General features: G+C 73.5%; 23 protein-coding genes and 1 riboswitch. Of the genes, 15 read left to right on the forward strand and 8 right to left on the reverse strand.

Annotation, left to right across the window (positions count from 1 at the left end; genetic code table 11):
* From ACI6PP_RS14640 to rocD, 4 genes are all read right to left on the reverse strand, one after another.
* A partial coding sequence (locus tag ACI6PP_RS14640; protein WP_421112339.1) for a hypothetical protein occupies window positions 1–437 on the reverse strand: 437 nt, incomplete at its 3' end.
* Window positions 438–566: 129 nt separating this feature from the next.
* A complete protein-coding gene (locus ACI6PP_RS14645) occupies window positions 567–1,847 on the reverse strand; it encodes a DUF1501 domain-containing protein (protein WP_421112340.1) in 1,281 nt (426 codons plus the stop codon).
* Window positions 1,848–1,858: 11 nt separating this feature from the next.
* Window positions 1,859–3,697, reverse strand: coding sequence for a DUF1800 domain-containing protein (locus tag ACI6PP_RS14650; RefSeq protein ID WP_421112341.1), 1,839 nt, complete (start codon window positions 3,695–3,697; stop codon window positions 1,859–1,861).
* A gap of 135 nt (window positions 3,698–3,832) precedes the next feature.
* Window positions 3,833–5,053, reverse strand: coding sequence for an ornithine--oxo-acid transaminase (gene rocD, locus ACI6PP_RS14655; protein WP_421112342.1), 1,221 nt, complete (start codon window positions 5,051–5,053; stop codon window positions 3,833–3,835).
* A gap of 128 nt (window positions 5,054–5,181) precedes the next feature.
* Between rocD and ACI6PP_RS14660 the strand changes: the two genes are divergently transcribed.
* From ACI6PP_RS14660 to ACI6PP_RS14675, 4 genes are read left to right on the forward strand one after another with little or no spacing between them, the layout of a single operon-like run.
* Window positions 5,182–5,742: a hypothetical protein gene (locus tag ACI6PP_RS14660; RefSeq protein ID WP_421112343.1), complete on the forward strand. Its 561-nt coding sequence runs from the start codon at window positions 5,182–5,184 to the stop codon at window positions 5,740–5,742.
* A 56-nt stretch (window positions 5,743–5,798) separates the two neighbouring features.
* Window positions 5,799–6,551 (forward strand): YcnI family copper-binding membrane protein, encoded by a 753-nt coding sequence (locus ACI6PP_RS14665; RefSeq protein WP_421112344.1) that lies wholly within the window; start codon window positions 5,799–5,801, stop codon window positions 6,549–6,551.
* An 11-nt stretch (window positions 6,552–6,562) separates the two neighbouring features.
* Complete coding sequence (locus tag ACI6PP_RS14670) at window positions 6,563–7,090, forward strand: copper resistance CopC family protein (protein ID WP_421112345.1); 528 nt, start codon at window positions 6,563–6,565, stop codon at window positions 7,088–7,090.
* Window positions 7,083–9,146, forward strand: coding sequence for a bifunctional copper resistance protein CopD/cytochrome c oxidase assembly protein (locus tag ACI6PP_RS14675; protein WP_421112346.1), 2,064 nt, complete (start codon window positions 7,083–7,085; stop codon window positions 9,144–9,146). The genes ACI6PP_RS14670 and ACI6PP_RS14675 overlap by 8 nt, the downstream gene beginning before the upstream one ends.
* 819 nt (window positions 9,147–9,965) lie before the next feature.
* On the opposite strand, the gene ACI6PP_RS14680 is transcribed toward ACI6PP_RS14675, so the two are convergent.
* Window positions 9,966–10,580: a superoxide dismutase gene (locus ACI6PP_RS14680; protein WP_421112347.1), complete on the reverse strand. Its 615-nt coding sequence runs from the start codon at window positions 10,578–10,580 to the stop codon at window positions 9,966–9,968.
* 178 nt (window positions 10,581–10,758) lie between these two features.
* On the opposite strand from ACI6PP_RS14680, the gene clsA reads away from it, so the two are divergent.
* From clsA to ACI6PP_RS14735, 11 genes are all read left to right on the forward strand, one after another.
* Window positions 10,759–11,370: a cardiolipin synthase ClsA gene (gene clsA / locus ACI6PP_RS14685; protein WP_476712939.1), complete on the forward strand. Its 612-nt coding sequence runs from the start codon at window positions 10,759–10,761 to the stop codon at window positions 11,368–11,370.
* A 13-nt stretch (window positions 11,371–11,383) separates the two neighbouring features.
* Window positions 11,384–12,220, forward strand: coding sequence for a DUF881 domain-containing protein (locus ACI6PP_RS14690; RefSeq protein ID WP_421112348.1), 837 nt, complete (start codon window positions 11,384–11,386; stop codon window positions 12,218–12,220).
* A complete protein-coding gene (locus ACI6PP_RS14695; protein WP_421112349.1) occupies window positions 12,217–12,549 on the forward strand; it encodes a small basic family protein in 333 nt (110 codons plus the stop codon). Before ACI6PP_RS14690 ends, ACI6PP_RS14695 begins: the two co-directional genes overlap by 4 nt.
* Complete coding sequence (locus ACI6PP_RS14700) at window positions 12,542–13,273, forward strand: DUF881 domain-containing protein (RefSeq protein WP_421112350.1); 732 nt, start codon at window positions 12,542–12,544, stop codon at window positions 13,271–13,273. Before ACI6PP_RS14695 ends, ACI6PP_RS14700 begins: the two co-directional genes overlap by 8 nt.
* 67 nt (window positions 13,274–13,340) lie before the next feature.
* Entirely contained in the window at window positions 13,341–13,718 is a 378-nt protein-coding gene (gene gcvH, locus ACI6PP_RS14705) for a glycine cleavage system protein GcvH (protein WP_421112351.1), read from the forward strand.
* Window positions 13,719–13,854: 136 nt separating this feature from the next.
* Window positions 13,855–14,313 (forward strand): FHA domain-containing protein, encoded by a 459-nt coding sequence (locus tag ACI6PP_RS14710; RefSeq protein ID WP_421112352.1) that lies wholly within the window; start codon window positions 13,855–13,857, stop codon window positions 14,311–14,313.
* Complete coding sequence (ftsR, locus tag ACI6PP_RS14715) at window positions 14,310–15,032, forward strand: transcriptional regulator FtsR (RefSeq protein ID WP_421112353.1); 723 nt, start codon at window positions 14,310–14,312, stop codon at window positions 15,030–15,032. The genes ACI6PP_RS14710 and ftsR overlap by 4 nt, the downstream gene beginning before the upstream one ends.
* Before the next feature lie 24 nt (window positions 15,033–15,056).
* Window positions 15,057–15,527, forward strand: coding sequence for a bifunctional nuclease family protein (locus tag ACI6PP_RS14720; protein WP_421112354.1), 471 nt, complete (start codon window positions 15,057–15,059; stop codon window positions 15,525–15,527).
* A gap of 157 nt (window positions 15,528–15,684) precedes the next feature.
* Window positions 15,685–16,281, forward strand: a complete 597-nt coding sequence (locus tag ACI6PP_RS14725; protein ID WP_421112355.1) for a MerR family transcriptional regulator — start codon at window positions 15,685–15,687, stop codon at window positions 16,279–16,281.
* 130 nt (window positions 16,282–16,411) lie between these two features.
* Window positions 16,412–16,502: riboswitch (glycine riboswitch) on the forward strand.
* Window positions 16,503–16,564: 62 nt separating this feature from the next.
* Window positions 16,565–19,438: an aminomethyl-transferring glycine dehydrogenase gene (gene gcvP, locus ACI6PP_RS14730; RefSeq protein WP_421112356.1), complete on the forward strand. Its 2,874-nt coding sequence runs from the start codon at window positions 16,565–16,567 to the stop codon at window positions 19,436–19,438.
* Window positions 19,435–20,787, forward strand: a complete 1,353-nt coding sequence (locus ACI6PP_RS14735; RefSeq protein ID WP_421112357.1) for a serine hydrolase domain-containing protein — start codon at window positions 19,435–19,437, stop codon at window positions 20,785–20,787. Before gcvP ends, ACI6PP_RS14735 begins: the two co-directional genes overlap by 4 nt.
* 4 nt (window positions 20,788–20,791) lie before the next feature.
* On the opposite strand, the gene ACI6PP_RS14740 is transcribed toward ACI6PP_RS14735, so the two are convergent.
* From ACI6PP_RS14740 to ACI6PP_RS14750, 3 genes are read right to left on the reverse strand one after another with little or no spacing between them, the layout of a single operon-like run.
* Window positions 20,792–21,565: an alpha/beta fold hydrolase gene (locus tag ACI6PP_RS14740; RefSeq protein WP_421112358.1), complete on the reverse strand. Its 774-nt coding sequence runs from the start codon at window positions 21,563–21,565 to the stop codon at window positions 20,792–20,794.
* Between the two features lie 4 nt (window positions 21,566–21,569).
* Window positions 21,570–22,949 (reverse strand): metallopeptidase TldD-related protein, encoded by a 1,380-nt coding sequence (locus tag ACI6PP_RS14745; RefSeq protein ID WP_421112359.1) that lies wholly within the window; start codon window positions 22,947–22,949, stop codon window positions 21,570–21,572.
* A gap of 22 nt (window positions 22,950–22,971) precedes the next feature.
* On the reverse strand, window positions 22,972–24,477 hold the full coding sequence (locus tag ACI6PP_RS14750; RefSeq protein ID WP_421112360.1) for a TldD/PmbA family protein: 1,506 nt from the start codon (window positions 24,475–24,477) through the stop codon (window positions 22,972–22,974).
* Window positions 24,478–24,500 lie beyond the last annotated feature (23 nt).

The following is a 24,500-nucleotide window of genomic DNA, read 5'->3' on the forward strand; positions in this document are numbered from 1 at the left end:
GAGGCGGTGACGGGGTCCGCGATCGCCGCGGGCGACAGCTGCCGCTCGAACCATGCACGTCCACCGCCGGCGGCGGCGACCTGACGCGCGGTGTCGCGGCTGTAGCCGAAGGTGAAGCGGTCCACGAAGTGCCGGTCGAGGGAGGACAGCGTGGGCACCGGTCCCATCGCCTGCTGGGCCGCCTTCGCGGCCGCGTCGGCCTTGGCCTTCGCGGCGGCGTCGGCCTTGGCCTTGGCGGCCGCCTCGGCCTTGGCCTTCGCGGCGGCCCTGGCCTTGGCGGCCTTGGCGCGGGCGCGTGCCTTGGCCTTCGCGCGCGCCCTGGCGCGACGACGGCGACGCCGCTCCTTGGCGCTCAGCGGCTTGCCCTGGAGGGCCCCCGCGACCGGGGTCTGACCCAGAGCCGTCTGACCCAGAGCCGTCTGACCCAGTGCCGTCATCTGCCTGCCGCCTCTCGTGCCGTGCCGACCTCACCCATCAGGATGATCCTGTACTACATATGGATGAGATGCGGCTGGAACGACGGAAATGGCCCGAGTAGGCCATGCGGGCCGCGTCCGGGACTGCGCTCAGTCCATGAAGCCCAGCCGGCCGGCGGTGCTGTAGCCCGCGCCGGGGAACACCGACGAGAGGCTGACGTCGGGGAACCGGCGGTCCAGGACCTCGCCGAGCACGTGCCGGAAGTCGGTCGTGACCGCCAGGTCGTCGACGGGCTTGCCGCCCGACGTCAGCGTGGGCCAGCGGCCGTAGTACCGCCCGCCCCTGACGCCGCCCCCGAGCGCGAGCACGCAGTTGCCGTAGCCGTGGTCCAGGCCGTAGGACCCGTTCTGCGCGAGGCGACGTCCGAACTCCGACAGCGTGATCACGGTGACGTCGCTGCCCGCGGAGCCGAGGTCGGTGAAGAAGGCTGCGAGGTTCTTGGCCAGGCCGCCGATCATGGTGTTGATCCGGCCGGAGACCCCCTCGTGGTGGTCCCAGCTGCCGTGGTCGACGGTGATCGCGCGGGCCCCGACGCCCGCGCGGATCACGGCGGCGGCCTGGGCGAGCGACTTGCCGAGGACGTCGCCCGCGTACGACGCGCCGTTCTGCGGCTTGCTGGAGGCGAGGGCACGCACGCCGGCGCTGCGGTCGGCCACGCCGACGGCGGTGGCACCGGCGCGTCCCAGCACGTCGCCCCGGGCCGCGTAGGCCTCGGTGAGTCCCTGCGCGAGCACGGCGCGCTTGGCCGCCTCGGTGCCGAACGGCAGGTCGAGGGCGGCGAGGTCGTTGGCGGCGACGGAGATCTCCGGGCCGTAGAGCGACGTCGGGGTCTGGGTGCCGCCGAGGAACATGCCCTCGAAGGGGTCGGCGCCGCCGATCGAGCCGATCATCCGGTTCAGCCAGCCGATGCGGGCGCTGGACGTCGGGTCGGCGTCCTCGATCAGCTCCATCGCCTCGAAGTGGCTCCGGTTGGGCGCCGGCAGCCCGACGGCCTGGATGGCGGCCATCCGGCCCGAGGTCCACATCGGCTCGAGCGGCTTGAACGCCGGGTGCAGGCCGAACGCGGCGTCCTGCGCGATCAGGCTCGACCGCGCGATCGCGGTCTGCGGGCGCGCGGCGTAGTAGGCGGCCTCGGCGTGCGGCACGACCATCGACAGGCCGTCGGCGCCGCCGCGCAGGGACAGCAGGACCAGCACCTTCTGCGGACCGGTGGTCGCGCCGAAGACGGTCTGGCTGACGGCGTCGCCGAAGACGGTGGTGACCGCCCCGGCCGCGCCGGCGACGGCGGCGTTGCGCAGCAGCGAGCGACGCGAGAGGGCGAAGTCGCCGCAGGCGTCGCCGCAGGGAGTGAGGCTGTCGGTCTGGTTCATGGGTCGGCCTCTCAGCGGAGCAGCTGGTCGGGGAGGTTGAGGATGGTGCCGCGGATCTGCAGCAGCCACCAGTCGGTGATCTGGCCCACCGAGGCGAAGGTGTCGGTCGCAGGCCGCCCGAGCAGTCGCAGGACCAGGCCGACCTGGCTCGCCGTGGGCGTGACGCCCGTCATCGTCGTGCCCACGTGCGCGATCAGCGCGTCGAGGCGGCACGGGTACGACGTCGGCAGGTAGGTGGAGCGGTCGTCGTAGGTGACGTCGGTCGTCCCGGCCCAGCCCGCGGGGACCGAGTACCGGTTCTGCCAGGTGCGCAGGACGCGCGACGGCCCCGTCCACGCGTCGGCGGTCTCCGGCGGCCCGTCCGGGCGGGGCCAGGTGTAGGGCCGGTAGCCGATGGCCTCGGCCATCCAGCCCATCTGCGTCATGAAGCTCTTGGCCTCGTCGGTGGGCTTGCGCAGCGTCACGCCGGTGGCGCGCACCGTGGCCACCACGTCCTCGACGGGGGTGCGGACCTTCGCGAAGCGGCTGGTGCCGAAGTCCGGGTGGGCCACGAGGGCGCCGAGGCACGCCTTCACGTCGCTCCCCGAGCTCAGGTAGGCGGCGCGGACGGCCGCGACGACCGAGGCCGACGGGGTGTCGGAGACGAACCGGATGCAGAGCTTGGTCGCGATCCGCGTCGCGGTGGACGGGTGCAGCGCGAGGTAGCGCAGGTAGCGCTCGGTCGTCGCGCGGCCGTCGGCGCTCGCGTTGGCGTCGGAGAAGCCGAGCACCCGGACCGGGCCCACGTGGTGGTCGGCGGGCTCGTACCTGGCCGCGAAGGTGCCGAACACGTCGAGCTTGTAGCCGGTGAGGATCCTCGCCGACTCCTTGACGTCGTCCTCGGTGTAGCCGGCGGCGCGTCCCACCGTGTGCAGCTCGAGCACCTCGCGGGCGAGGTTCTCGTTGAGGCCCTTGGCGGTGTTCTGGAAGTTGGTGAGGAACCCGGTCATCGAGGGGTGGACGACCGCCTCGACCAGCATGTCGGAGAACTTGCCGAGCGCGTGCTTGCGGATGACGTCCTCGTAGGCCATCCGGTGCGGACCCGAGCGGTCCTCGCCCGCGGGGACGTACAGGTGGTTGGCCCAGAAGTCGGCCATCACCTCGAACACCTGGCGCTTGGCGACCACCTTGCGGGCGATCGCCAGCCGGCTGAGGTCGAACCCGTTCTGCCAGGTGTAGCGGATGCCGGCCCGGTGGTCGGCCCACTGGGCCTCGCCGGACTTGTTCAGGTAGGGGTACCAGCCCTGCGAGATCATCGCGTCCACGGCCGGGTCGGGGATCGTGGTGTGGGCGAGCTGCTTCTGGAACCATCCTGCTGCTCCGCCGGCCGCGGAGACCTCGGCGGCGAGCCCGGGGGTGTAGCCCCAGCTGAACCTGCTGATCACGTGCCGGTCCCACGAGCCGAGCACCACCGGGGTGGTTGCCGGCTCCTGGGTGGAGCTCGTCGAGTCGACGGGCTGGGACGGCTTGGCGGGCTCCGCGGGCTTGGCGGCGGCGTCCGCGTCGGCCTTGGCCTTCGCGGCGGCGGCGGCGTCGGCCTTGGCCTTGGCCTTGGCGGCCTCGGCCCTCGCGCGGGCGTCGGCCGCTGCCTTCGCCCTCGCCTCGGCGGCGGCCTTGGCCCGGGCGGCGTCCGCCTTCGCCTTGGCCGCCGCCTTGGCCTTCGCCTTGGCGGCGGCCCTCGCCTTGGCCTTCGCGCGCGCCTTGGCCCTGGCCTTCGCCCGGGCCGTCGCACGGCGCTTGCGCCGCTCGGCGGCCGTCAGGGGCTTGGCCGCCAGGGTCGGGGCCTGCGCGGGTCCGCTCAGCACCGTCATGCTCGTACCGATCCCTCCGACGGCTCGCGGTGAGCCGTCCTCGGGATCGAGTGTGTACTACATATGAGGTAGATTCAGACGAACGGGATGATCACTCCGCACGGGTCGAAGTGACCCTGGTCACACCCGTCACGGTCAGCCGGCGAGCACCTTGGCGAGGGCGTCGACGCCCTGGTCGAGCTCGTCGCGCGAGATCGTCAGCGGGGGAGCCATCCGCAGCGTGTTGCCGTGCGTCTCCTTGCACAGGACGCCGTGCCCGGCGAGGGCCTCGGACGCCGCGCGACCGGCGATGCCGTCCTCGTCGAGGTCGACGCCCGCCCACAGGCCGCGGCCCCGGACCGTGGTGACGCCGTTGCCGACGAGGTCGCCGAGACGGCCGTGCAGGTAGCCGCCGAGGTCGCGCGAGCGCTCCTGGAACTCGCCGGTGCGCAGCAGCCCGACGACCGCCCGGCCGACCGCGCAGGCCAGCGGGTTGCCGCCGAACGTCGAGCCGTGCTGGCCCGGCTGCAGGACGCCCAGCACGTCGGCGCGGCCGACCACCGCCGAGAGCGGGACGATGCCGCCGCCGAGCGCCTTGCCGAGGGTGTAGAGGTCGGCGCGGACGCCCTCGTGGTCGAGCGCGAGGAGGTCGCCGGTGCGGGCCAGGCCCGACTGGATCTCGTCGGCGACCAGCAGGGCGCCGGCCTCCTCGGTGATCCGGCGGGCGGCGGCGAAGTAGCCCTCGGGCGGCGTGACGACGCCGGCCTCGCCCTGGATGGGCTCGAGCAGCACGGCCGCGGTGTTCTCGTTGACGGCCGCGGCGAGCGCGTCGGCGTCGCCGTAGGGCACCTGCACGAAGCCGGGGGTGAACGGGCCGTAGTCGTCGCGGGCGACCTGGTCGTCGGAGAACGAGACGATGGTGGTGGTGCGGCCGTGGAAGTTGGAGGCGGCGACCACGATCTCGGCCTGGCCGGTCGGCACACCCTTGACGCGGTAGGCCCACTTGCGCGCGACCTTGATGGCGGACTCGACGGCCTCGGCACCGGAGTTCATCGTCAGCACCAGCTCGGTGCCGGTGAGCTCGGCGAGCTCCTCGCAGAACAGGCCGAACTGGTCGTGGTGGAACGCGCGCGACGTGAGCGTCACCCGGCCGAGCTGCTCGACCGCGGCCGCGACGAGCGCGGGGTGGCGGTGGCCGAAGTTGAGCGCGGAGTAGCCGGACAGGAAGTCCAGGTAGCGCCGCCCCTCGACGTCGGTGACCCAGGCGCCCTCGGCCTCGGCGATCACCACGGGGAGCGGGTGGTAGTTGTGCGTGCTCCACCGCTCGTCGAGCGCGACGAAGTCACGGGCGGACACGGGCTGCGTCGTGGTCGTCATGCCGTCCACGCTAGGGGCCGCCGCCACCAGGAGCAAGCCGATTGTCAGACAATCTCGCGACCGTGCCGTCCGGACGGGGTGCACCCACCGTCGGTCGGTGCGTCGCAGCGCGCCGATACGATCCGGTCGTGACCACGACGGAGCCGCACGCGAGCGCAGCCGCGCCGTGCCGCGGCCCGGTCCGGGTGCTCCGGTCGGCCCTGCCCGCCGTGGCGGCGGTGCTGGTCGCCGTCGGCGGCCACGTCGCGGGCGGGGGAGCCACGCCGTCGCCCGTCGTGCTCGCATCCGTGTCGGTCGGCGCCGGCGTGCTCGCCGCGCTGCTCGCAGGTCGGCGGTGGACGCCCCGCACCGTCGTGGCCCTGCTCCTGGCCCTGCAGGGCGTGGTGCACCTCACGTGCTCGATGACCGCCGCGCCCGCGTCCGCGGTCGACGGGGGAGCGGCGGCGATGCTCGCCTGGCACCTCGTGGCCACCGTCGTCACCACCGCCGCGCTGTGCTGGGGCGAGTCGGTGCTGTGGTCGCTCGTCGAGGTGCTCGGCCTGCGGCGGATGGGCGCGCTGCTCCAGTCGCGGGCCCGCGTCGTGCCGCGTCCGCGTGCTGCTCGTGCGGACGGATCGGCGTGGGTAGCCCTCGGCCACGCCCGCGACGCGGGTCTGCGGCTGCGCGGCCCGCCCGCCGCGGCCTGCTGACGCGCACCCGACCCTCATCGGCACGCCCGACGTGCCCTCCCCAGGAGACCCCTGCCATGAAGCACCCCCGTCCGTCCCGTCGCGCCCTCGCGGCGACGACCCTCGCCGCCGGTCTGGTCCTCGCGACCGGGCTCCCGGCGGCCGCCCACGTCACGGTCAGCTCGCCCGACGCCGCCGCCGGCGGGTACGCCAAGCTCGTCCTGCGCGTGCCCAACGAGTCCGAGACCGCCACCACCACGTCGGTCACCGTCACGCTGCCCGAGGACGCGCCGTTCGCGTCCGTCCGCACCCTGGCGACGCCCGGCTGGACCGCCACCTTGACCGACCGGACGTTCCCCGAGCCGGTCGAGGTCGGCGACCTGCGTCTCAGCAAGGCCGTCGGCACCGTCACCTGGACCGCCGAGGACGGCGCCGGCATCCCGCCCGACGAGTTCGGCGAGCTCGCGCTGTCGGTCGGCCCGCTGCCCGAGGACGCCGGCGACCTGTCGTTCCCGGTGCGCCAGACCTACTCCGACGGCGAGGTCAGCGACTGGTCGCAGCCGACGCCAGCGTCCGGCGAGGAGCCCGAGTACCCGGCCCCGGTGCTGACCGTGGGCGCCGACGGCGCCACCGGCGGTGCCCACGGCGCGCACGGTGGCGCGGCCACGAGCGAGACGTCCGTCACCGAGGCCTCGACCACCGGCACCAGCCTCGGCACGCCCGCCACCCTGGCGCTGTGGGCGGGTCCGGTGGGTCTGGTCCTCGGCCTCGTCGCGCTCGGCCTCGTCCTGGCCGGACGCCGGACCGGCAGCGGCTCGGAGCGGGTGTGAGACTTGAAGTCATGACCTCCTCGGCCGGTCGTCGGCTCGCCCAGCTCCTGGCGGCGGTGGCGCTCTGCGCGCTCACCGTCGTCGGGGGCGGTGCGTCCGCCGACGCCCACGCCGTGCTCGTCTCGAGCACACCGGCCGACGGCTCGACCCTCGCCACCGAGCCGGGCGAGGTCTCGCTGACCTTCAACGAGCCCGTCTCGTCGCCGGCGTACCTCGTGGTCGAGTCGCCCGACGGCACCGAGCTGACGCAGGGCGAGGCCGACGTCGTCGACGGCACGGTGTCGCACCGGGTGGAGACCTCGGGCCAGGCGGGCCGCTACCGCCTCGCGTACCGGGTCGTCTCGGCCGACGGCCACCCGATCAGCGGCACGCTGCACTACACCGTCACCGCCGGCCGCACCGTCGAGCAGAAGCCCGACGACCCCGCCGACGAGACGTCGTTCGTCCACCGCCACCGCGAGCACCTGATGTGGGGGGCCGGCGGCGTCGTCGCCGCCGCCGGGCTGCTCCTGTGGCCCCTGAGGAGATCACGTGACTGAGACGACCACCCGGCCCGACCGCGCCGACGCTCCGCCGGTGGCGGCGTCGTCGGTGCTGCTGTGGGCCGTCGCAGCCGCGGCCGCCTGCGTCGGCGTGCTCGTCGTGGCGCTGACAGTGGGCGGCGGCGCGCCGGTCGAGGCGCCCGCGGGCATCCCCGACCCGGGCCGGCTCACCGGGTGGGGGCTGCCGATCGTCAAGGCGGCCACCGACACCGCCGGCATCGTGGCGGTCGGCATGCTCCTGACCGCGGTGTTCCTGCTGCCGTCGGCGGGGGAGCGGCTGCAGGGCCTGGCGGTCCGCGCGCTCGGCATCGCCTCGCGCGCCGCCTGGGTCTGGGCCGCCGCGGGCTTCTGCCTGTTCTGGTTCACCATCTCCGACACCTTCGCGCGACCGTTCCCCGGTGCGGTCTCCGGCACGCTCGCGTCGCAGATGGTCACCGAGACCGACCTCGGCCGCGCGATCGTCGCGCAGGTCGTGCTGGCCACGCTGCTCGCGGTCGCCACCCGCTGGACGGTGGGCGTGCGCGCGTCTGCTGCGCTCCTGGGCCTCGCGCTCGCCGCGTTCGCCCCCCAGGCCCTCACGGGCCACTCGGCCGGCGGAGGGTCGCACGACCTCGCGATCGCCAGCCTGCTCGTGCACGTGCTCGCGGCCGCGGTGTGGGTCGGCGGCCTGGCCGGCCTCGGTCTCGTCGCCGTGCGCGGCAGTCGCCGGCTCGCCGCGGCCGTCCCGCGCTTCTCGACACTCGCGCTGTGGGCCGTCGTCGCGCTGGGCATCTCGGGCGCGGTCAACGCGGCGGTCAGGCTCGGCGGCATCGGGCCGGTGTTCTCCAGCAGCTACGGACGGCTGGTGCTGCTCAAGGTGGTCGCGATCGTGACGCTGGCCGCGTTCGGCTGGGTGCATCGTCGGCGCACCGTGCCCGCGCTGGTGGCGCTCGACCCCGACGACGGCAAGGCCCGCCGCGCCGCGACGCTCGCGTTCCTGCGCGTGGCGGCGGTCGAGCTGGTCGTGATGGCCGGCACCGTCGGGCTCGCGGTCGCGCTGTCGCGCACGCCGACGCCGGTGCCCGACGACCTCTACCAGGACCCGGTCGAGCAGCTCGTCGGCGTCTCGCTGCCCCCGGCCCCCGACCTCGGCCGCCTGCTGCTGGGTTGGTCGCCCAACGGCCTCGGCCTGCTGGTCGTCGGCCTCGCCGCCGCGCTCTACGTCAAGGGGCTGCTGGTGATGCGCCGTCGCGGCGACCACTGGTCGCCCGGTCGCACGGCGTCGTGGTTCGCCGGACTGGTGATCATCGCGTGGGCCACCTTCGGCGGCCTGGGTCTGTACGCGCACGTGCTGTTCAGCGCGCACATGGTCTCGCACATGATGCTGTCGATGGTCGCGCCGATCTTCCTGGTCCTCGGCGCCCCGGTCACCCTGGCTCTGCGCACCCTGCCGGGGCCGCGCCTCCCCGGCGAGGTCGGGTCGCGGCAGATGCTCGTCGGCGTCCTGAACTCGCGCGTCGTCTCGGTGCTCACGCACCCGCTGGTGGCGATGGCGCTGTTCATCGGCAGCCTCTACGGCCTGTACTTCACCGGCCTGTTCGACGTCCTCATGGCCAGCCACCTCGGTCACGCGGCGATGGAGCTGCACTTCCTGGCCGTCGGCAGCCTGTACTACTACGTGATCATCGGCGTCGACCCGTCGCCGCGACGCCTGCAGCCGCTGATCCGGTTCGGCATGCTGCTCGTGACCATCCCGTTCCACGCGTTCTTCTCGATCGCGGTGATGTCGTCCTCGACGGTGATGGGCGCGTCGTACTGGACCCTGCTCCAGCGGCCGTACCAGACGAGCCTGCTCGACGACCAGTACCTCGGCGGCGGCATCGCGTGGGCCATGGGGGAGGTGCCGCTCGTGCTCGTCATGGGCGCGCTGTTCGTCCAGTGGATCCGCACCGACCGACGCGAGGCGCAGCGCCACGACCGCTCCGAGGAGAACGGCGACAAGGCCCTCGAGGAGTACAACGCCTACCTCGCCAGCCTCTCCCAGCACGAGGGTCGGCCCAGCAACCGCGGCTGATCCCGCCCCGGCGCCCTCCCGCCCGCCGGACGTGGAAATCGGCGTATGGCCACCCCACGCGGCCATACGCCGATTCCTTCGTTCCCAGGCCCCGGGTGCGGCAGCCATCGGGCGGGGGAGGGGCGGCGAGGGACGCGGATGGTGCCCGTCGCCGCCAGCGTGCGGCAAGCTCCACCCACCACGGCCCCGGAGAATCGAGGCCCGGCCCCTATATGCACCCGGACCTCGATCCTCCCGCCCGGCGGACGTGGGAATCGGCGTATGACCGCCCCACGCGGCCATACGCCGATGGGTTCCCGGGCCCGGGTGCGGCAGCCCGTGGGCGGGGGAGGGGCGGCGAGGGACGCGGATGGTGCCCGTCGCCGCCAGCGTGCGGCGAGCTCCACCCACCACCGCACCGGAGAATCGAGGCCCGGCCCCTATACGGACCCGGACCTCGATCCTCCCGTCCGCCGGACGTGGGAATCGGCGTATGACCGCCCCACGCGGCCATACGCCGATGGGTTCCCGGGCCCGGGTGCGGCAGCGCGTGAGCGGGGGAGGGGCGGCGAGGGACGCGGATGGTGCCCGTCGCCGCCAGCGTGCGGCGAGCTCCACCCACCACCGCACCGGAGAATCGAGGCCCGGCCCCTATACGGACCCGGACCTCGATCCTCTCGTCCACCGGACGTGGGAATCGGCGTATGGCCACGCCAGGCGGCCATACGCCGATTCCTTCGTTCCCGGGCCGCGCCGCCCCACAACGAGAACCGGCGTACGACCCCGATCCAGGGTCATACGCCGATTCTCACGTCCGAGCGTCAGCCCGGCCGCAGCCCGTCAGAAGACGAGGTTGTTGCTCCGCGCGCGGTCGAACCGCTCCTGGGCGTCGGCCCAGTTGACGATGTTCCACCACGCCTTGACGTAGTCGGGCTTCACGTTCTGGTAGTCCAGGTAGAACGCGTGCTCCCACATGTCGAGCGTGACGATCGGCTGCAGGCTGATCGGGACGTTGGCCTGCTGGTCGAACAGCTGGACGACCACGAGGCGCTGGCCCAGGGAGTCCCAGGCGAGGATCGACCAGCCCGAGCCCTGGATGCCGGTGGCGTTGGCCGTGAAGTGGGCCTGGAAGGCGTCGAACGAGCCGAAGTGCTCGTCGATGGCTGCGGCGAGCTCGCCGGTGGGCTTGTCGCCGCCGTCCGGGGACAGGTTCTTCCAGAACACCGAGTGGTTGATGTGGCCACCGAGGTTGAACGCGAGGTTCTTCTCCAGCAGGTTCACGGTGCCGAGCGAGCCCGAGGAGCGTGCCTCGGCCAGCTGCTCGAGGGCGGTGTTGGCGCCGCCGACGTAGGTCTGGTGGTGCTTGGAGTGGTGGAGCTCCATGATCCGGCCCGAGATGTGGGGCTCCAGAGCCGCGTAGTCATAAGGAAGATCGGGCAGGGTGTACTCAGCCACAGAAGCTCTCCGTCCGTCGAGGGGCACGCCCGCGAGGACGCACCAGGTGTCGTGTCCTCACACTCTCGCAGGGGTAGGGGGTGTGCAACCTCAGCAGGGGCGACCCGACCGGTAGCCTGAGCCCGTCCTCGCGGGACGCCGTCCAGGCGCCCGCCCCGCGCGCTCAGGAAGGCCCGTCGTGACCACCGCACCCGGCGACTCCCACGTCGAGCGCGTGCTCACCGTGCCCAACATGCTCAGCTTCGTGCGGCTGCTCGGCGTGCCGCTGTTCCTGTGGCTGGTGCTCGGGCCCGAGGCCGACGTGTGGGCGCTCGTGGTGCTCATGGTGTCGGGCTTCACCGACTACCTGGACGGGCTGCTGGCGCGGCGCCTGAACCAGACGTCGAAGGTCGGCGCGATCCTGGACCCGGTGGCCGACCGGCTCTACATCCTCGCGGTCGTCATCGGCCTCGGCCTGCGCGACATCATCCCGTGGTGGCTCGCGATCGTCCTCCCGCTGCGCGACGTGCTGCTGTTCGGCCTGATCCCGTTCCTGCGCACCCGCGGCTACAGCTCGCTGCCGGTGCACTTCCTCGGCAAGGCCGCCACCGCGAGCCTGTTGTACGCGTTCCCGCTGCTGCTGCTCGGCGACGACACTGGCACGGTCGCCGACCTCGCCAACGTCTTCGGGTGGGCGTTCACCGTCTGGGGCGTGTCGCTGTACTGGTGGGCCGGACTGCTGTACGCCTGGCAGGTGCGCAAGCTCCTCGCCACCGTCCCACCGGTCGCCCGCAGCGGGACCTCGGCATGACCACGGCGGCCGCGTGAGCACCCCGGTCCGTCCGCGCGCTGACGAGCCGCAGCGCACCGGCTGGGACTCGATGTCGATGTTCGACGAGCTCGTCGCGCACGCGGTCGACGACGACTACGCCGCCGTGACCCAGCAGGGCCCGCGCCCGCGCACCCGCGGCTCGTTGGTCGCGACGATCCTGGTCCTGGCCGTCTTCGCCGCCCTGATCGCGGTGTCCGCGGTGCAGACGCGGGCCGAGCGACCCGCCGCCCAGACCGAGCGCGACCGGCTCGTCGCCGAGATCGGCCAGCAGCAGGGCTTCCTGGACGACAAGCGCGAGCGCGGCGCCGCCCTGCAGGAGCAGGTGCGCACCCTCACGGCGCAGCGTCCCGACACCACCAGCGTCGCGCGCCTGGACGCGCTGCGGCGCACCACCGGCCAGGTCGCGGTCACCGGCCCCGGCGTGCGCGTCGTGGCCGACAACGCCGAGGACGTCGACGACGAGCCCCGCGGACGCGTGCTCGACCGCGACCTGCAGCTGCTCGTCAACGGCCTGTGGCTCGCCGGGGCCGAGGCGATCAGCGTCAACGGCAACCGGCTCACCACCCTGTCGTCGATCCGGACCGCGGGGGAGGCGATCACCGTGAACTACCGCTCGCTGAGCCCGCCGTACGTCGTGCGCGCCGTCGGCGACCCCCGCACCCTGGAGTCCCGCTTCCTCGACACCCCGTCGGGCCAGGCCTGGACGTCGCTGCAGAAGAACTACGGCGTCCGGTTCGAGACGTCGGTGTCGACCGACCTCGAGCTCCCGGCGGCCCCGCAGCGTCGCCTCGCCCTGCGCTACGCCACCCGGCTGGGGGACGGCGGATGATCGCGGTCGTCGGACTCGTCGTCGGCGTGGCCCTGGGCCTGTTCCTCGAGCCCACCGTCCCCGGTGCGCTGCAGCCGTACCTGCCCATCGCGGTGGTCGCGGCGCTCGACGCCGTCTTCGGCGCGCTGCGCGCCTACCTCGACGGCCGCTTCGACGACAAGGTCTTCGTGGTCTCGTTCGTCTCCAACGTGCTCATCGCCGCGCTGATCGTCTGGCTCGGCGACCAGCTCGGCGTCGGCAGCCAGCTGTCCACGGGCGTCATCGTGGTGCTCGGCATCCGGATCTTCACCAACGTCGCCGCGATCCGCAGGCACGTGTTCCATGCCTGACGCCCCGAGCCGCACCGCACGCGACCGCCTGCGCGGCGCGCTGCTCGGCACGCCCTCGCGCTCGCAGCTGACCGTCGGCGTGCTGCTGGCGGTGCTCGGCTTCGGCGCGGTGGTGCAGGTGCGCTCGGCGAGCCAGGACGACGACTTCTCCGGCGCCCGCCGCGGCGACCTCGTCCAGCTGCTCGACTCGCTCGACGCCGCCAACCAGCGCGTCGACGAGCAGCTGCGCGAGCTGACGGCCACCCGCAACCGGCTCCGCTCGGCCGGCGAGAGCAACCAGGCCGCCGAGGCCGAGTCGCAGGCCGAGGCCGGCACGCTCGGGATCCTGGCCGGCACCGTCCCCGTCGAGGGGCCGGGTGTCGTCATCACGATCCAGGACGAGGACGAGGCCGTCTCGGCCTCCACCCTGCTCAACGCCGTCGAGGAGCTGCGCGACGCCGGCGCCGAGGCCATCCAGGTCAACGGGGTGAGCCGGGTCGTGGCGCAGACCTACTTCGTCGACGTCGACGGGCAGGTGCGCGTCGACGGACGCGAGCTCACGCGTCCGTTCGTCATCGAGGCGATCGGCTCGGCGAGCACCCTGCGCGAGGCCGTGGTCTTCCGCGGCGGCCTCGCCGACCAGGTCGAGTCGCTCGGCGGCAGCGTCGAGGTCGACGAGCGCGACCGGGTCGAGATCACCGCCCTCGCGGAGCGCCGCGACCCCCAGTACTCTCGGACGCCGTGAGCGGCGTCCGAGCCCACCTGCCCACCAGTCCCGCCACCACCCCACCACCCCTCATGAGGAGACGCCGGTGTACCCCGACGACCTGAAGTACAGCCCCGAGCACGAGTGGGTCCGCATCGACGGCGACACCGCCACCGTCGGCATCACCGACTACGCCCAGGAGCAGCTCGGCGACATCGTCTACGTGCAGCTGCCCGAGACCGGCGAGGAGGTCGAGCCCGGCTCGGTCATCGGCGAGCTGGAGTCCACCAAGTCGGTCAGCGACCTGTACGCGCCGGTGTCCGGCCAGGTGATCAGCCGCAACGAGAGCCTCGACTCCAGCCCCGAGGTCGTCAACGCCGATCCCTACGGCGAGGGCTGGCTGATCAAGGTCCGCGTCGACGGCGAGGAGGCCGTCGAGGGCCTCATGGACGCCGCCGCCTACCAGGCCTCGCTCGGGGCCTGACGGGTCCGTCCGATCCGGTTGACCCGGTATCGCGGCGACACGTAGGTTTCGACACACAGCAACACTCATCCCCGACTTCACGGTTCCGCCGTCGCAGCGCGGTGCCCACCACGGTCTCCCAGGAGGTCCCCCTTCCATGGCTCCCACCCCCGAGGACGAGCAGCGGCGCGCTCCCGAGACCCCGGCCGAGACCACCTCGACGATCTCGTTCGCGCCGCAGGTCGACGACACCAACGCCGGCGAGCTGAGCCAGGACGACGCCGCCGCCCTCGAGGCGCTGCCCGCCGGGAGCGCGCTGCTCCTGGTGCAGCGCGGGCCGAGCGCCGGGTCGCGGTTCCTGCTCGACACCGACGAGGTGTCGGCGGGACGCCACCCCGACAGCGACATCTTCCTCGACGACGTCACGGTGAGCCGTCGTCACGCCGTGTTCCGCCGTGGTGACGACGGCTACCACGTCACCGACGTCGGCAGCCTCAACGGCACCTACGTCAACCGCGACCGCATCGACGACGTGCGGCTGAACGGCCGCGACGAGGTCCAGATCGGCAAGTACCGCCTGGTGTACTTCCCGAGCGCGGGAGCCGCGACTTCGTGACCACCCCGGAGCCGTCGCGCGCGCGGATGTCCATCGGGGAGGTCCTGGGTCACCTGCGCGCCGAGTTCTCCGACATCACGATCTCCAAGATCCGCTACCTCGAGACCGAGGGGCTGGTCGAGCCCGAGCGCACGCCGTCGGGCTACCGCAAGTTCTCCCACGGCGACCTCGAGCGGCTGCAGTACGTGCTGCGCCTGCAGCGCGACCGCTTCCTGCCGCTCAAGGTGATCCGGCAGAAGCTCGACGACCTCGACCGCGGCCTGGTGCCCGACGAGGACGACGACCGCATCCAGGTGCCGCGCGTCGTCCTCGCCGACGACGGCTACCCCACCGCCGAGTCGCTGCGGCAGGGCCGCTCCGAGCTGCGCCTGACGCGCGCCGAGCTGCTGAGCGCCGCCGACGTCAGCGAGGAGATGCTCGACGCGATGGAGCAGCACGGCCTGGTCTCGCGTCGCACCGCCACGAGCCCCTACGACGGGTCGGCGCTCGTCGTCGCGCGCTGCGTCGCCGAGCTCGCCGAGTTCGGCCTCGAGCCGCGCCACCTGCGCGCGTTCCGCACCAGCGCCGACCGCGAGATCGGCCTGTTCGACCAGGTCGTCTCGCCGCTGCAGCGCCAGCGCGACCCCGGCGGCGCCGAGGAGACGATCCGCAACCTCGCGGCGCTCTCGGTGCGCCTGCACACCACCCTGGTCAAGCAGGGCCTGCGCCACCGCGGCTGAGCGAGCGACGGGTACGCTGAGCGCGTGCGTGAACTCGATGTGGTCGGTGTCCGGGTGGAGATGCCCTCCAACCAGCCCCTGGTGCTCCTGCGCGAGGTCGACGGCGCGCGGTACCTCCCGATCTGGATCGGGGCGGTCGAGGCCACGGCCATCGCCTTCGCCCAGCAGGGCGTGGTGCCGCCGCGCCCGCTGACCCACGACCTGATGCGCGACGTCGTCGAGGCGCTGGGCGACGAGCTCAGCGAGGTGCGCATCACCGAGGTCAAGGACCACGTGTTCTACGCCGAGCTGGTCTTCGGCTCCGGGGCGCACGTCGGCGCCCGCCCGTCGGACTCCATCGCCCTCGCCCTGCGCACCGGCACCAAGATCGTCTGCGCCGACGACGTCCTCGAGGAGTCCTCGGTGCCGGTCCCGGACCAGGAGGAGGCCGAGGTGGAGAAGTTCCGCGAGTTCCTCGACGAGATCACCCCCGAGGACTTCGAGAAGGACAGCTGAGGGCGCTCGTCCGCGACACGCGGGTCCGCTCGGGCCCCGGTTCGTTGACCCGGCCCCCTGGCGGGCCTACCGTGAGGCGACGAACACCGGCGGTGTAGTTCCACGCCGGTCACCATCTGTGCCCGCCTCACGCGGCGGCACCCAGGAAGGCGGCGACGTGGCTACAGGCGAGACCCCGGGCGAGGAGCTCGGCAGCGTCGAGCGCGCACGAGCGGCCGACGCCGCCGGGGAGCAGGGTCTGCTCTTCGACGACGACGTCGCGCCCGTCTCCGACGACACCGGCTTCCGCGGCCCGATCGCCTGCCGCGCGGCCGGCATCACCTACCGCCAGCTCGACTACTGGGCCCGCACCGGGCTCGTCGAGCCCACCGTTCGCTCGGCCACCGGCTCGGGCACGCAGCGGCTGTACGGCTTCCGCGACATGCTGCTGCTCAAGATCATCAAGCGCCTGCTCGACGCCGGCGTCTCGCTGCAGCAGATCCGCACCGCGGTGCAGCACCTGCGCGAGCGCGGCACCGACGACCTCGCCAGCATCACGCTGATGAGCGACGGCGCCAGCGTCTACGAGTGCCGCTCGGCCGACGAGGTCATCGACCTCCTCCAGGGCGGCCAGGGCGTGTTCGGCATCGCCATCGGCGGCGTCTGGCGCGAGATCGAGGGCTCGCTCGCCGAGCTGCCCAGCGAGAAGGCCGCCGAGACGCAGGACCCGTCCGACGAGCTCGCCGCGCGCCGCCGTCAGCGCGAGGCCGGCTGAGCCGATCCGTCACCAGCACCGACCGGGCCGTCCGCACCAGCGGGCGGCCCGTCGTCGTCCACCGGCGGGCGCGGCGTCGGTCACGTCGGACGGACGTGGGCCGCGGGCTGCCCTAGACTGGGCCACGCCACTGAACCACGCGGGAGAGTCCGCATCTGGTGCGGCGCCGAAGGGGCAAATCCTCCCCGGAACCTCTCAGGCACCCGGACCGCGTGACGACGGCACCTCTGGAGCGCGTGCGACAGAGGGGGAGGGTGGATCACCCGACTTCTCTGGAGCCTCGATGACCGACCATCGCCCCCTGACCGAGCTCGACCGCGTGCTGCCCTTCGAGGCGCGGCACGTCGGACCGGACGCCGCGGCGCAGCAGCAGATGCTCGACCTGCTCGGCCACCGCGACCTCGACGCGCTGATGGCCGCCGCCGTGCCGTCGGGCATCGCGCTGGGCGAGAGCCTGGAGGTCACCCCCGCCCTGAGCGAGACCGCCGCCGTCGCCAAGCTGCGCCTGCTCGCGCAGCAGAACAACCCGGGCGTCTCGATGATCGGCCAGGGCTACCACCCGACGACCACCCCGGGCGTCATCCGCCGCAACGTGCTCGAGGACCCGTCCTGGTACACGGCCTACACGCCGTACCAGCCCGAGATCTCGCAGGGACGGCTCGAGGCGCTGATCAACTTCCAGACGATGGTCGCCGACCTCGCCGGCCTGCCCACGGCCAACGCCTCGCTGCTCGACGAGGGCACCGCGGCCGCCGAGGCCATGACGCTGGTGCGCCGCGCCAAGCGGTCCAAGCCCGAGCAGGCGTTCGTCGTCGACGCCGGCTGCCACCCGCAGACCGTCGCCGTGGTGCGGACGCGCGCCGAGGCCATGGGCATCGACGTCGTCGTCGCCGACCTCGACGCCGGCCTGCCCGAGGGCGACCTCAGCGGCGTCCTCGTCGCCTACCCGCACAGCGACGGCCGCGTCCGCGACCCCCGCGACCTGATCGAGGCCGTGCACGAGCGCGGGGGCCTGGCCGTCGTCGTCACCGACCCGCTCGCGCTGTGCCTGCTCGAATCGCCCGGCGCGCTGGGGGCCGACGTCGTCGTCGGGTCCAGCCAGCGGTTCGGCGTCCCGATGTTCTACGGCGGCCCGCACGCCGGCTACGTCGCGGTCGCCGCCGGTCTGGAGCGCCACCTGCCCGGCCGCCTGGTCGGCGTGTCCAAGGACGCCGAGGGCCGCCCGGCCTACCGCCTGGCCCTGCAGACCCGTGAGCAGCACATCCGCCGCGACAAGGCGACGTCGAACATCTGCACCGCCCAGGTGCTGCTGGCCGTCGTCGCCTCGATGTACGCCGTCTACCACGGCCCGGCTGGCCTGCGCGACATCGCGACCCGCGTGCACCGCTACGCCGCGGTGCTCGCCACCGGGCTCCGCGAGGGCGGGGTCGAGCTCGTCCACGAGGAGCTGTTCGACACCGTCACCGCGCACGTGCCCGGCCGCGCCGAGCAGGTCGTGCGCGCCGCTCGCGAGTCCGGCATCCACCTGCGGCTCGTCGACGCCGACCACGTGGGCGTCTCGACGTCCGAGACCACGACCGCCGAGCACCTGCACGACGTCTGGGCCGCGTTCGGCGTCACCGACGTCGACCTCGAGGCCCTCGACACCCGCACCGCCGACGCGCTGCCGTCCGCGCTGCGACGCGGCACCGACCTGCTCACGCACCCGGTGTTCGACGAGCACCACAGCGAGACGCAGATGCTGCGCTACCTGCGCCGGCTGTCCGACCGCGACTACGCGCTCGACCGCGGCATGATCCCGCTGGGCTCCTGCACGATGAAGCTGAACGCGACGGCCGAGATGGAGCCGATCTCGTGGCCCGAGTTCGCCGACCTGCACCCCTTCGTCCCGGCCGACGACGCCCAGGGCTCGATCGCCCTGGTCGAGCAGCTCGAGCAGTGGCTCGCCGAGGTCACCGGCTACGCCGCGGTCTCCGTGCAGCCCAACGCCGGCTCGCAGGGCGAGCTCGCCGGGCTCCTGGCCATCCGCGGCTACCACCGCAGCCGCGGTGACGAGCGCCGCGACGTCTGCCTGATCCCGAGCTCCGCGCACGGCACCAACGCCGCGTCCGCGGTGATGGCCGGCATGCGCGTCGTCGTGGTCAAGGCCGACGAGGGCGGCAGCGTCGACCTCGCCGACCTGCGCGCCCAGTGCGACGCCCACGCCGACGACCTCGCCGCGATCATGGTCACCTACCCGTCCACCCACGGGGTGTACGAGCACGGCATCACGGAGCTGTGCGAGGTCGTGCACGCCGCGGGCGGCCAGGTCTACGTCGACGGCGCCAACCTCAACGCCCTGCTCGGGCACGCCAAGCCCGGGCAGTTCGGCGGCGACGTGTCGCACCTGAACCTGCACAAGACGTTCTGCATCCCGCACGGCGGTGGCGGCCCGGGCGTCGGCCCGGTCGGCGTGGCCGAGCACCTGGTGCCCTTCCTGCCCAGCCACCCGCAGCATCCGCTGCCGCGCGGACGCGAGGGCATCGGCGCGATCAGCGCCGCGCCCTACGGCTCGGCCGGCATCCTGCCCATCTCGTGGGCGTACGTCGCGATGATGGGCGGCGAGGGCCTCACCCGCGCCACCTCCGTCGCGGTGCTCGCGGCCAACTACGTCGCCAAGCGGCTCGAGGACCACTACCCGATCCTCTACAGCGGCGACGACGGCCTGGTCGCGCACGAGTGCATCCTCGACCTGCGTCCGATGTCCAAGTCGAGCGGCGTCACCGTCGACGACGTCGCCAAGCGCCTGGTCGACCACGGCTTCCACGCGCCGACGATGTCCTTCCCGGTGGCCGGCACGCTGATGGTCGAGCCCACCGAGAGCGAGGACCTCGCCGAGCTCGACCGGTTCTGCGACGCGATGATCGCGATCCGCGACGAGATCCGCGCCGTCGAGGCCGGCGAGGTGGACGCGGTCGACAACCCGCTGAAGAACGCGCCGCACACCACCCGTGCTCTCGTGGGGGAGTGGGACCACCCGTACAGCCGCGAGGCCGCGGTGTTCCCCGGCGGCATCACGCCGGACAAGTACTGGCCCGCGGTCGCCCGCATCGACCAGGCCTACGGCGACCGCAACCTCGCCTGCAGCTGCCCGCCGCCCGAGGCGTTCGCGGAGTGAGCGACGCGCTGCTCGCCTCGACCGCCCGGCGGGCCGAGGCGATCACCGCGGCCGCCCAGGCCCACGGACGGCTGCCCTCGCTCGCGTCGGCGGTCGTCCGCGGGGGTGAGGTCGTCTGGACCGACGCCCGCGGCGCAGTCGCCTCCGAGGACGGCGCGCTGCGTCCCGGCGCGGACGTGCAGTACCGGATCGGGTCGATCAGCAAGACGTTCACCGCCGTCCTCGTCATGCAGCTGGTCGCCGAGGGTGTCGTCGACCTCGCCGACGCGGTCTCGACCCACGTCGCGGACGCGCCCCTGGGCGACGCCACGGTCCGGGGCCTGCTGTCGCACGCCGCCGGCCTGCCCGCCGAGCCCGTGGGGTCGTGGTGGGAGCGCAGCGCGGGCAGCGCCTGGGACGTGCTCGCCGCGGGCAACGCCTCGGCGCACCGGGTGCTCCCCGTCGGGCAGCAGTACCACTACTCCAACCTCGCCTATGGCGTGCTCGGCCGGCTCGTCGAGGTCCACCGCGGAGCCCCCTGGAGCACCGTGCTCGACGAGCGGGTGCTCCGGCCGCTCGGCCTGACCCGCACGACGTACGCCCCCACCGCCCCCCACGCCGACGGGTTCGGCGTCGAGGACCTCACCGGGCTGCTCGTCCGCGAGCCCCACCAGGACACCGGGGCGATGGCTCCGGCCGGCCAGCTGTGGAGCACCACGACGGACGTCGCGCGCTGGCTCGCGTTCCTCGCCGACCCCGACTCCGTCGTCCTCGACGCCGACGGCGTCGCGGCCATGACGCGGGCGCAGTCGGTCGACCCCGACGACCCGCGCGGCGGTTCCTACGGCCTCGGGCTGCGCCTGTCGGGCCAGCCGCCGCACGTGCTCGTCGGCCACACCGGCTCGATGCCGGGCTTCGTGTGCGGCGCGTTCGTCGACCCGGCCACCGGCGTCGGCGCCGTGTGCCTGTCCAACGGCGGCAGCGGCCTGGACGCCGAGGGCCTGCCGAGGGCGCTCGTCGACCTGGTGCGCGAGCTCGAGCCGCCGCTGCCGGAGCCGTGGACGCCCACCTCCCACGTCGACGACGACGTCCGTGCGCTGCTCGGCACCTGGTACTGGGGCCAGGCGGCGGCGGTCATGCGCGTCGAGGGCAGCGGCCTGCGGCTCGCGTCACCGGGCGGCCGCGCGTTCACCTTCGAGCGCACCGGACCCGACACGTGGCGCGGCACCTCGGGCTACCAGAGCGGCGAGACGCTGCGCGTCGTCCGTCGCGCGGACGGGGCGGTGAGCCACCTCGACGTCGGCACCTTCGCCTACACCCGCACGCCCTACGACCCCGACGTCCCCCACCCCGGACGCGGCTGGCGCTGACGCCTCAGCGCCGCAGGTGACGGGTGTCGGTCCACCAGGTGACGACGCGGTCGACGACCGGCTGGGGACGCTTGGCCCAGCGCAGGTGGTCGACGGTCTCGGGGCTGGGCGAGCCGGCCCGGGTGTGGCGCCACGTGGTGACCAGGTCGGGCCGCACGTAGCGGCCCATGGCGGCGGTGCCGGCGTCGGTGGCCAGCGTGTCGCCCTCGATCTGGACGACGAGGGTCGGCACCTCCAGCGACCCGTCGCGACGTGCGCCGGGCGCGTGCGGCAGTCGTCCGGTGCGCACGAACCCCGCCCACTGCTGCATGAGCGACGCCGGCTGCGCGCCGGCGAACAGACCGTCGGGCCACAGCCCGGCCACCCGCGTCACCACCGGGACCACGCCACCGAGCAGCCCGATCAGGCCGTACCGGTAGAAGCCGAACCAGGGGACGGGGGAGCCGACGAGCGCGAGGCCGTCGGGCTTGCCGCCCCGTTGCGACCACGCCATCGCCACGTGGCCGCCCAGGCTGTGCCCGAGCACCACGAGCGGACGGCCGGGCTCGTGCTCGCGCACCTCGGACGCGACACGGTCCATCTGGTCGACGAGGTGGTCGTACCCCCAGTCGTGGCCGCGGCGCGGTGGCTCGGTGTCTCGGTCGACCCCCGGAGCGGGCAGCGCGCGGGCACCCCACCCACGGGCCTCGAACGCCTCGACGACCGGGCGGTAGTAGGCCGAGGGCGCGCCCATCGCCGGGGCGACCAGGACGACCGGGGTCTGCGTGTCGGTGTCCACCGGTCTACTGGGCCTGGCTGACGCTGCTCATGTTGAAGTCCGGCACCCGCAGCGGTGGCGTGGCGGTGCGCAGGAACTCGTCGCCCCACTCGCGGCTGAACGACGGCACCGTGGCGCCGGCCTCGCTGAACCGGCCGAGCAGGTCCACCGGGCTCTCGTTGAACCGGAAGTTGGTGACCGCGCCGGTGACCTCGCCGTTCTCGACGCGGTACACGCCGTCGCGCGTGAGGCCGGTGAGCAGCAGGGTCTGCGGGTCGACCTCGCGGATGTACCACAGGCAGGTCAGCAACAGACCGCTCTCGACGCCGGCGACGAGGTCGTCGAGGCTGCCCGTGGCGCCGTCGACCGACATCAGCAGGTTGTCGCCGTACGGGGTGAACGCGGCGCCGGACGTCGCGGCGCTCTCGCGGGTCTGGATCAGGGCCGCCAGCGTGCCGTCGTCGATCCACCGGGTGGCCTCGACGGGCTGGCCGTTGTCGAACACGCTCGAGGCCGACGACGACGCGTGCGCCTGCACGAACGGGCTGCACTCCAGGCCCGGGGCGACGGGATCCCAGCCGAGGTTGACGCCCGCCCGTCCGACGCGGTCGCCGATGCGGGTGCCGCCGCCGCTGCGCCCGAAGACGGTCTGGCCCTCGTGCGCCTCGCGCCCGGTGGCCGTCCAGTAGGCGTAGATCATCAGGTCGGCCACCGCCGCCGGGGGGAGCACGGTGTCGTAGCGGCCGGCGGGGAGGTCGACGGTGCGCTCGGCCCACGACAGCCGTGTGCGCAGCTCGGCGTCGAGGGCCAGCGGGTCGACGTCGGAGAAGTCGCGGGTGGCGCGTCCGACCCAGGCCGACCGGGTGAGGGCCGCGTTCTTGCCGGTGATGCCGACGTGCCCACCGGGCTGGGTGTGGCGCAGGCGCAGGCCGGTGCTGCTGCCGAGGTAGGTGGTGACCACCTCGTGGTCGACGAACCCGTAGAGCACCCGGCCCTCGGCGTCGGCGCGGCCGAAGGCCTCGCCCAGCGCCGGCGCGACGTCGGCGTAGACCCCGATGCTGGTGGAGTCGGGCGGGGCGTCCCAGTCGGCGTCGGCGCGGTCGGACGCCAGGGGAGCGGCGTCGGGGGCCGGCGACGCCGTGGAGGCGGCCGCGTCGGCGTCGGCGACGAGCGCGACGACGTCCTCGACCGTCACGACGCTGCGGCTGAGCGACGCGGTGGCGGTGCCGCCCGCGACGTCGGCGAACGACACGACGGTGGCGCTGGTGCCGGACATCTCGCCGTTGGTCGTCAGGGTGTTGTTGGCCCAGCGCAGGTTGGCGCTGGTGCGCACGTCGACGAGCACGACGCACCGGGTGCTCGTGGACGCCTCGAGCGCGCGCTCGACGAGGTCGTGGGGAGTCATCGCGGGTCCTCTCATGAGCAGCTCAGCGTCCCGACTCGGCGGCGGTGTTGAGGATCGTGATGCCGGTGAACAGCGCCGACGGGCACCCGTGGCTCACTGGGGCGCCCTGGCCGGGCTGGGCCTTGCCGCAGTTGAACGTGCCGCCGAGACGCACCGTCGACGGCCCGCCGACCGCGGCCATCCGTCCCCAGAAGTCGGTGGTCGTCGCCTGGTAGGCCACGTCGCGCACCTGGCCGGCCAGCCGTCCGTCCTTGATCCGGAAGAACCGCTGCCCGGTGAACTGGAAGTTGAAGCGCTGCATGTCGATCGACCACGAGCGGTTGCCCACCGCGTAGATGCCGTCGGAGACCCCCGAGACCAGGCCGGCGGTGTCGGGCCCCGACGGGTCGGACAGCAGCGACACGTTGGCCATCCGCTGGACGGGCACGTGCGACGGCGAGTCGGCGAACGCGCACCCGTTGGACCGGTCGAAGCCCTTCAGGGCCGCGGTGCGGCGGTCGAGCTGGTAGCCGACGAGGGTGCCGTCGCGGACCAGGTCCCACGACTGCGTCTCCACGCCGTCGTCGTCGAAGCCGATCGTCGACAGCCCGTGCTGCTCGGTGCGGTCGCCGGTGACGTTCATGTGCTCCGAGCCGTAGCGCAGCGCGCCGAGCTGGTCCCACGTGGCGAAGGAGGTGCCGGCGTAGTTCGCCTCGTAGCCGAGCGCACGGTCGAGCTCGGTGGCGTGGCCGACGGACTCGTGGATCGTGAGCCACAGGTTGGTGGGATCGATGACCAGGTCGTACGTGCCCGGCTCGATCGACGGGGCCTCGAGCTTGGCCGCGAGGTGGTCACCCAGCTCGGCCAGCTCGGTGTCGAAGTCCCAGCCGCCCGTCACGTACTCCCAGCCGCGTCCGACCGGCGGCGCCAGGCTGGCCATCGAGTCGAAGCGCGTGCCGTCCGCGCTCGTGCCGTAGGCCTCGAACGACGGCTCGATCCGCACCCGCTGCTGGGTGGTGGACGTGCCGGCGAGGTCGGCGTAGAACTTCTGCTCGACCACCTGGCCGAGGCCGGCGGAGACGTGGTCGACGCCGCCGTGGGCGAGCAGGCGCTGCGAGCGGTCCGCCGTGAGCGCGACCTTGTCGGCGAGCGGGACCGTCAGGGGGTCGACCTCGTAGTCCGAGACCCACGTGCGGTCACCGTGCGACGGCTCGGGCGCAAGCTCGATGCGCTCGCGGGTGACGGGTGCCGACACCCGCGCGACGGCGATCGCGGTCTCGGCGGCCCGCACGGCGGCGTCGGTCGACAGCTCGCCGGTGGACGCGAAGCCCCACACGCCGTCGGCCACGACGCGGACGCAGAGCCCGAGCTCCTGGCCTTCGTGCGCGCCCTGGAGCGCCCCGTCGCGCAGCGACACGTGCTCGGAGCGGATGCGCTCGATGCGGACGTCGGCGTGGTCGGCGCCGAGGTCGCGCGCCCGCTGCAGCGCGGCGTCCGCCAGGGAACGCAGGGGGATCGCGAGGAACTCGGGGTCGATCTCGTGCGCCATGCACCGACCCTACGACGAGGCGG

The sequence above is a fragment of the Solicola agrisoli genome, from assembly GCF_049059935.1.
Lineage (GTDB): Bacteria > Actinomycetota > Actinomycetes > Propionibacteriales > Nocardioidaceae > JAURVT01.

What these genes read in the sequence shown, in the direction of transcription:
- ACI6PP_RS14670 (WP_421112345.1), top strand. Translation starts at nt 6,563, where the DNA reads ATGACCTCCTCGGCCGGTCGTCGGCTCGCCCAGCTCCTGGCGGCGGTG.
- ACI6PP_RS14710 (WP_421112352.1), top strand. Translation starts at nt 13,855, where the DNA reads ATGGCTCCCACCCCCGAGGACGAGCAGCGGCGCGCTCCCGAGACCCCG.
- gcvP (WP_421112356.1), top strand. Translation starts at nt 16,565, where the DNA reads ATGACCGACCATCGCCCCCTGACCGAGCTCGACCGCGTGCTGCCCTTC.
- ACI6PP_RS14700 (WP_421112350.1), top strand. Translation starts at nt 12,542, where the DNA reads ATGCCTGACGCCCCGAGCCGCACCGCACGCGACCGCCTGCGCGGCGCG.
- ACI6PP_RS14650 (WP_421112341.1), bottom strand. Translation starts at nt 3,697, where the DNA reads ATGACGGTGCTGAGCGGACCCGCGCAGGCCCCGACCCTGGCGGCCAAG.
- ACI6PP_RS14745 (WP_421112359.1), bottom strand. Translation starts at nt 22,949, where the DNA reads ATGACTCCCCACGACCTCGTCGAGCGCGCGCTCGAGGCGTCCACGAGC.
- ACI6PP_RS14665 (WP_421112344.1), top strand. Translation starts at nt 5,799, where the DNA reads ATGAAGCACCCCCGTCCGTCCCGTCGCGCCCTCGCGGCGACGACCCTC.
- rocD (WP_421112342.1), bottom strand. Translation starts at nt 5,053, where the DNA reads ATGACGACCACGACGCAGCCCGTGTCCGCCCGTGACTTCGTCGCGCTC.
- ACI6PP_RS14695 (WP_421112349.1), top strand. Translation starts at nt 12,217, where the DNA reads ATGATCGCGGTCGTCGGACTCGTCGTCGGCGTGGCCCTGGGCCTGTTC.
- ACI6PP_RS14645 (WP_421112340.1), bottom strand. Translation starts at nt 1,847, where the DNA reads ATGAACCAGACCGACAGCCTCACTCCCTGCGGCGACGCCTGCGGCGAC.
- ACI6PP_RS14750 (WP_421112360.1), bottom strand. Translation starts at nt 24,477, where the DNA reads ATGGCGCACGAGATCGACCCCGAGTTCCTCGCGATCCCCCTGCGTTCC.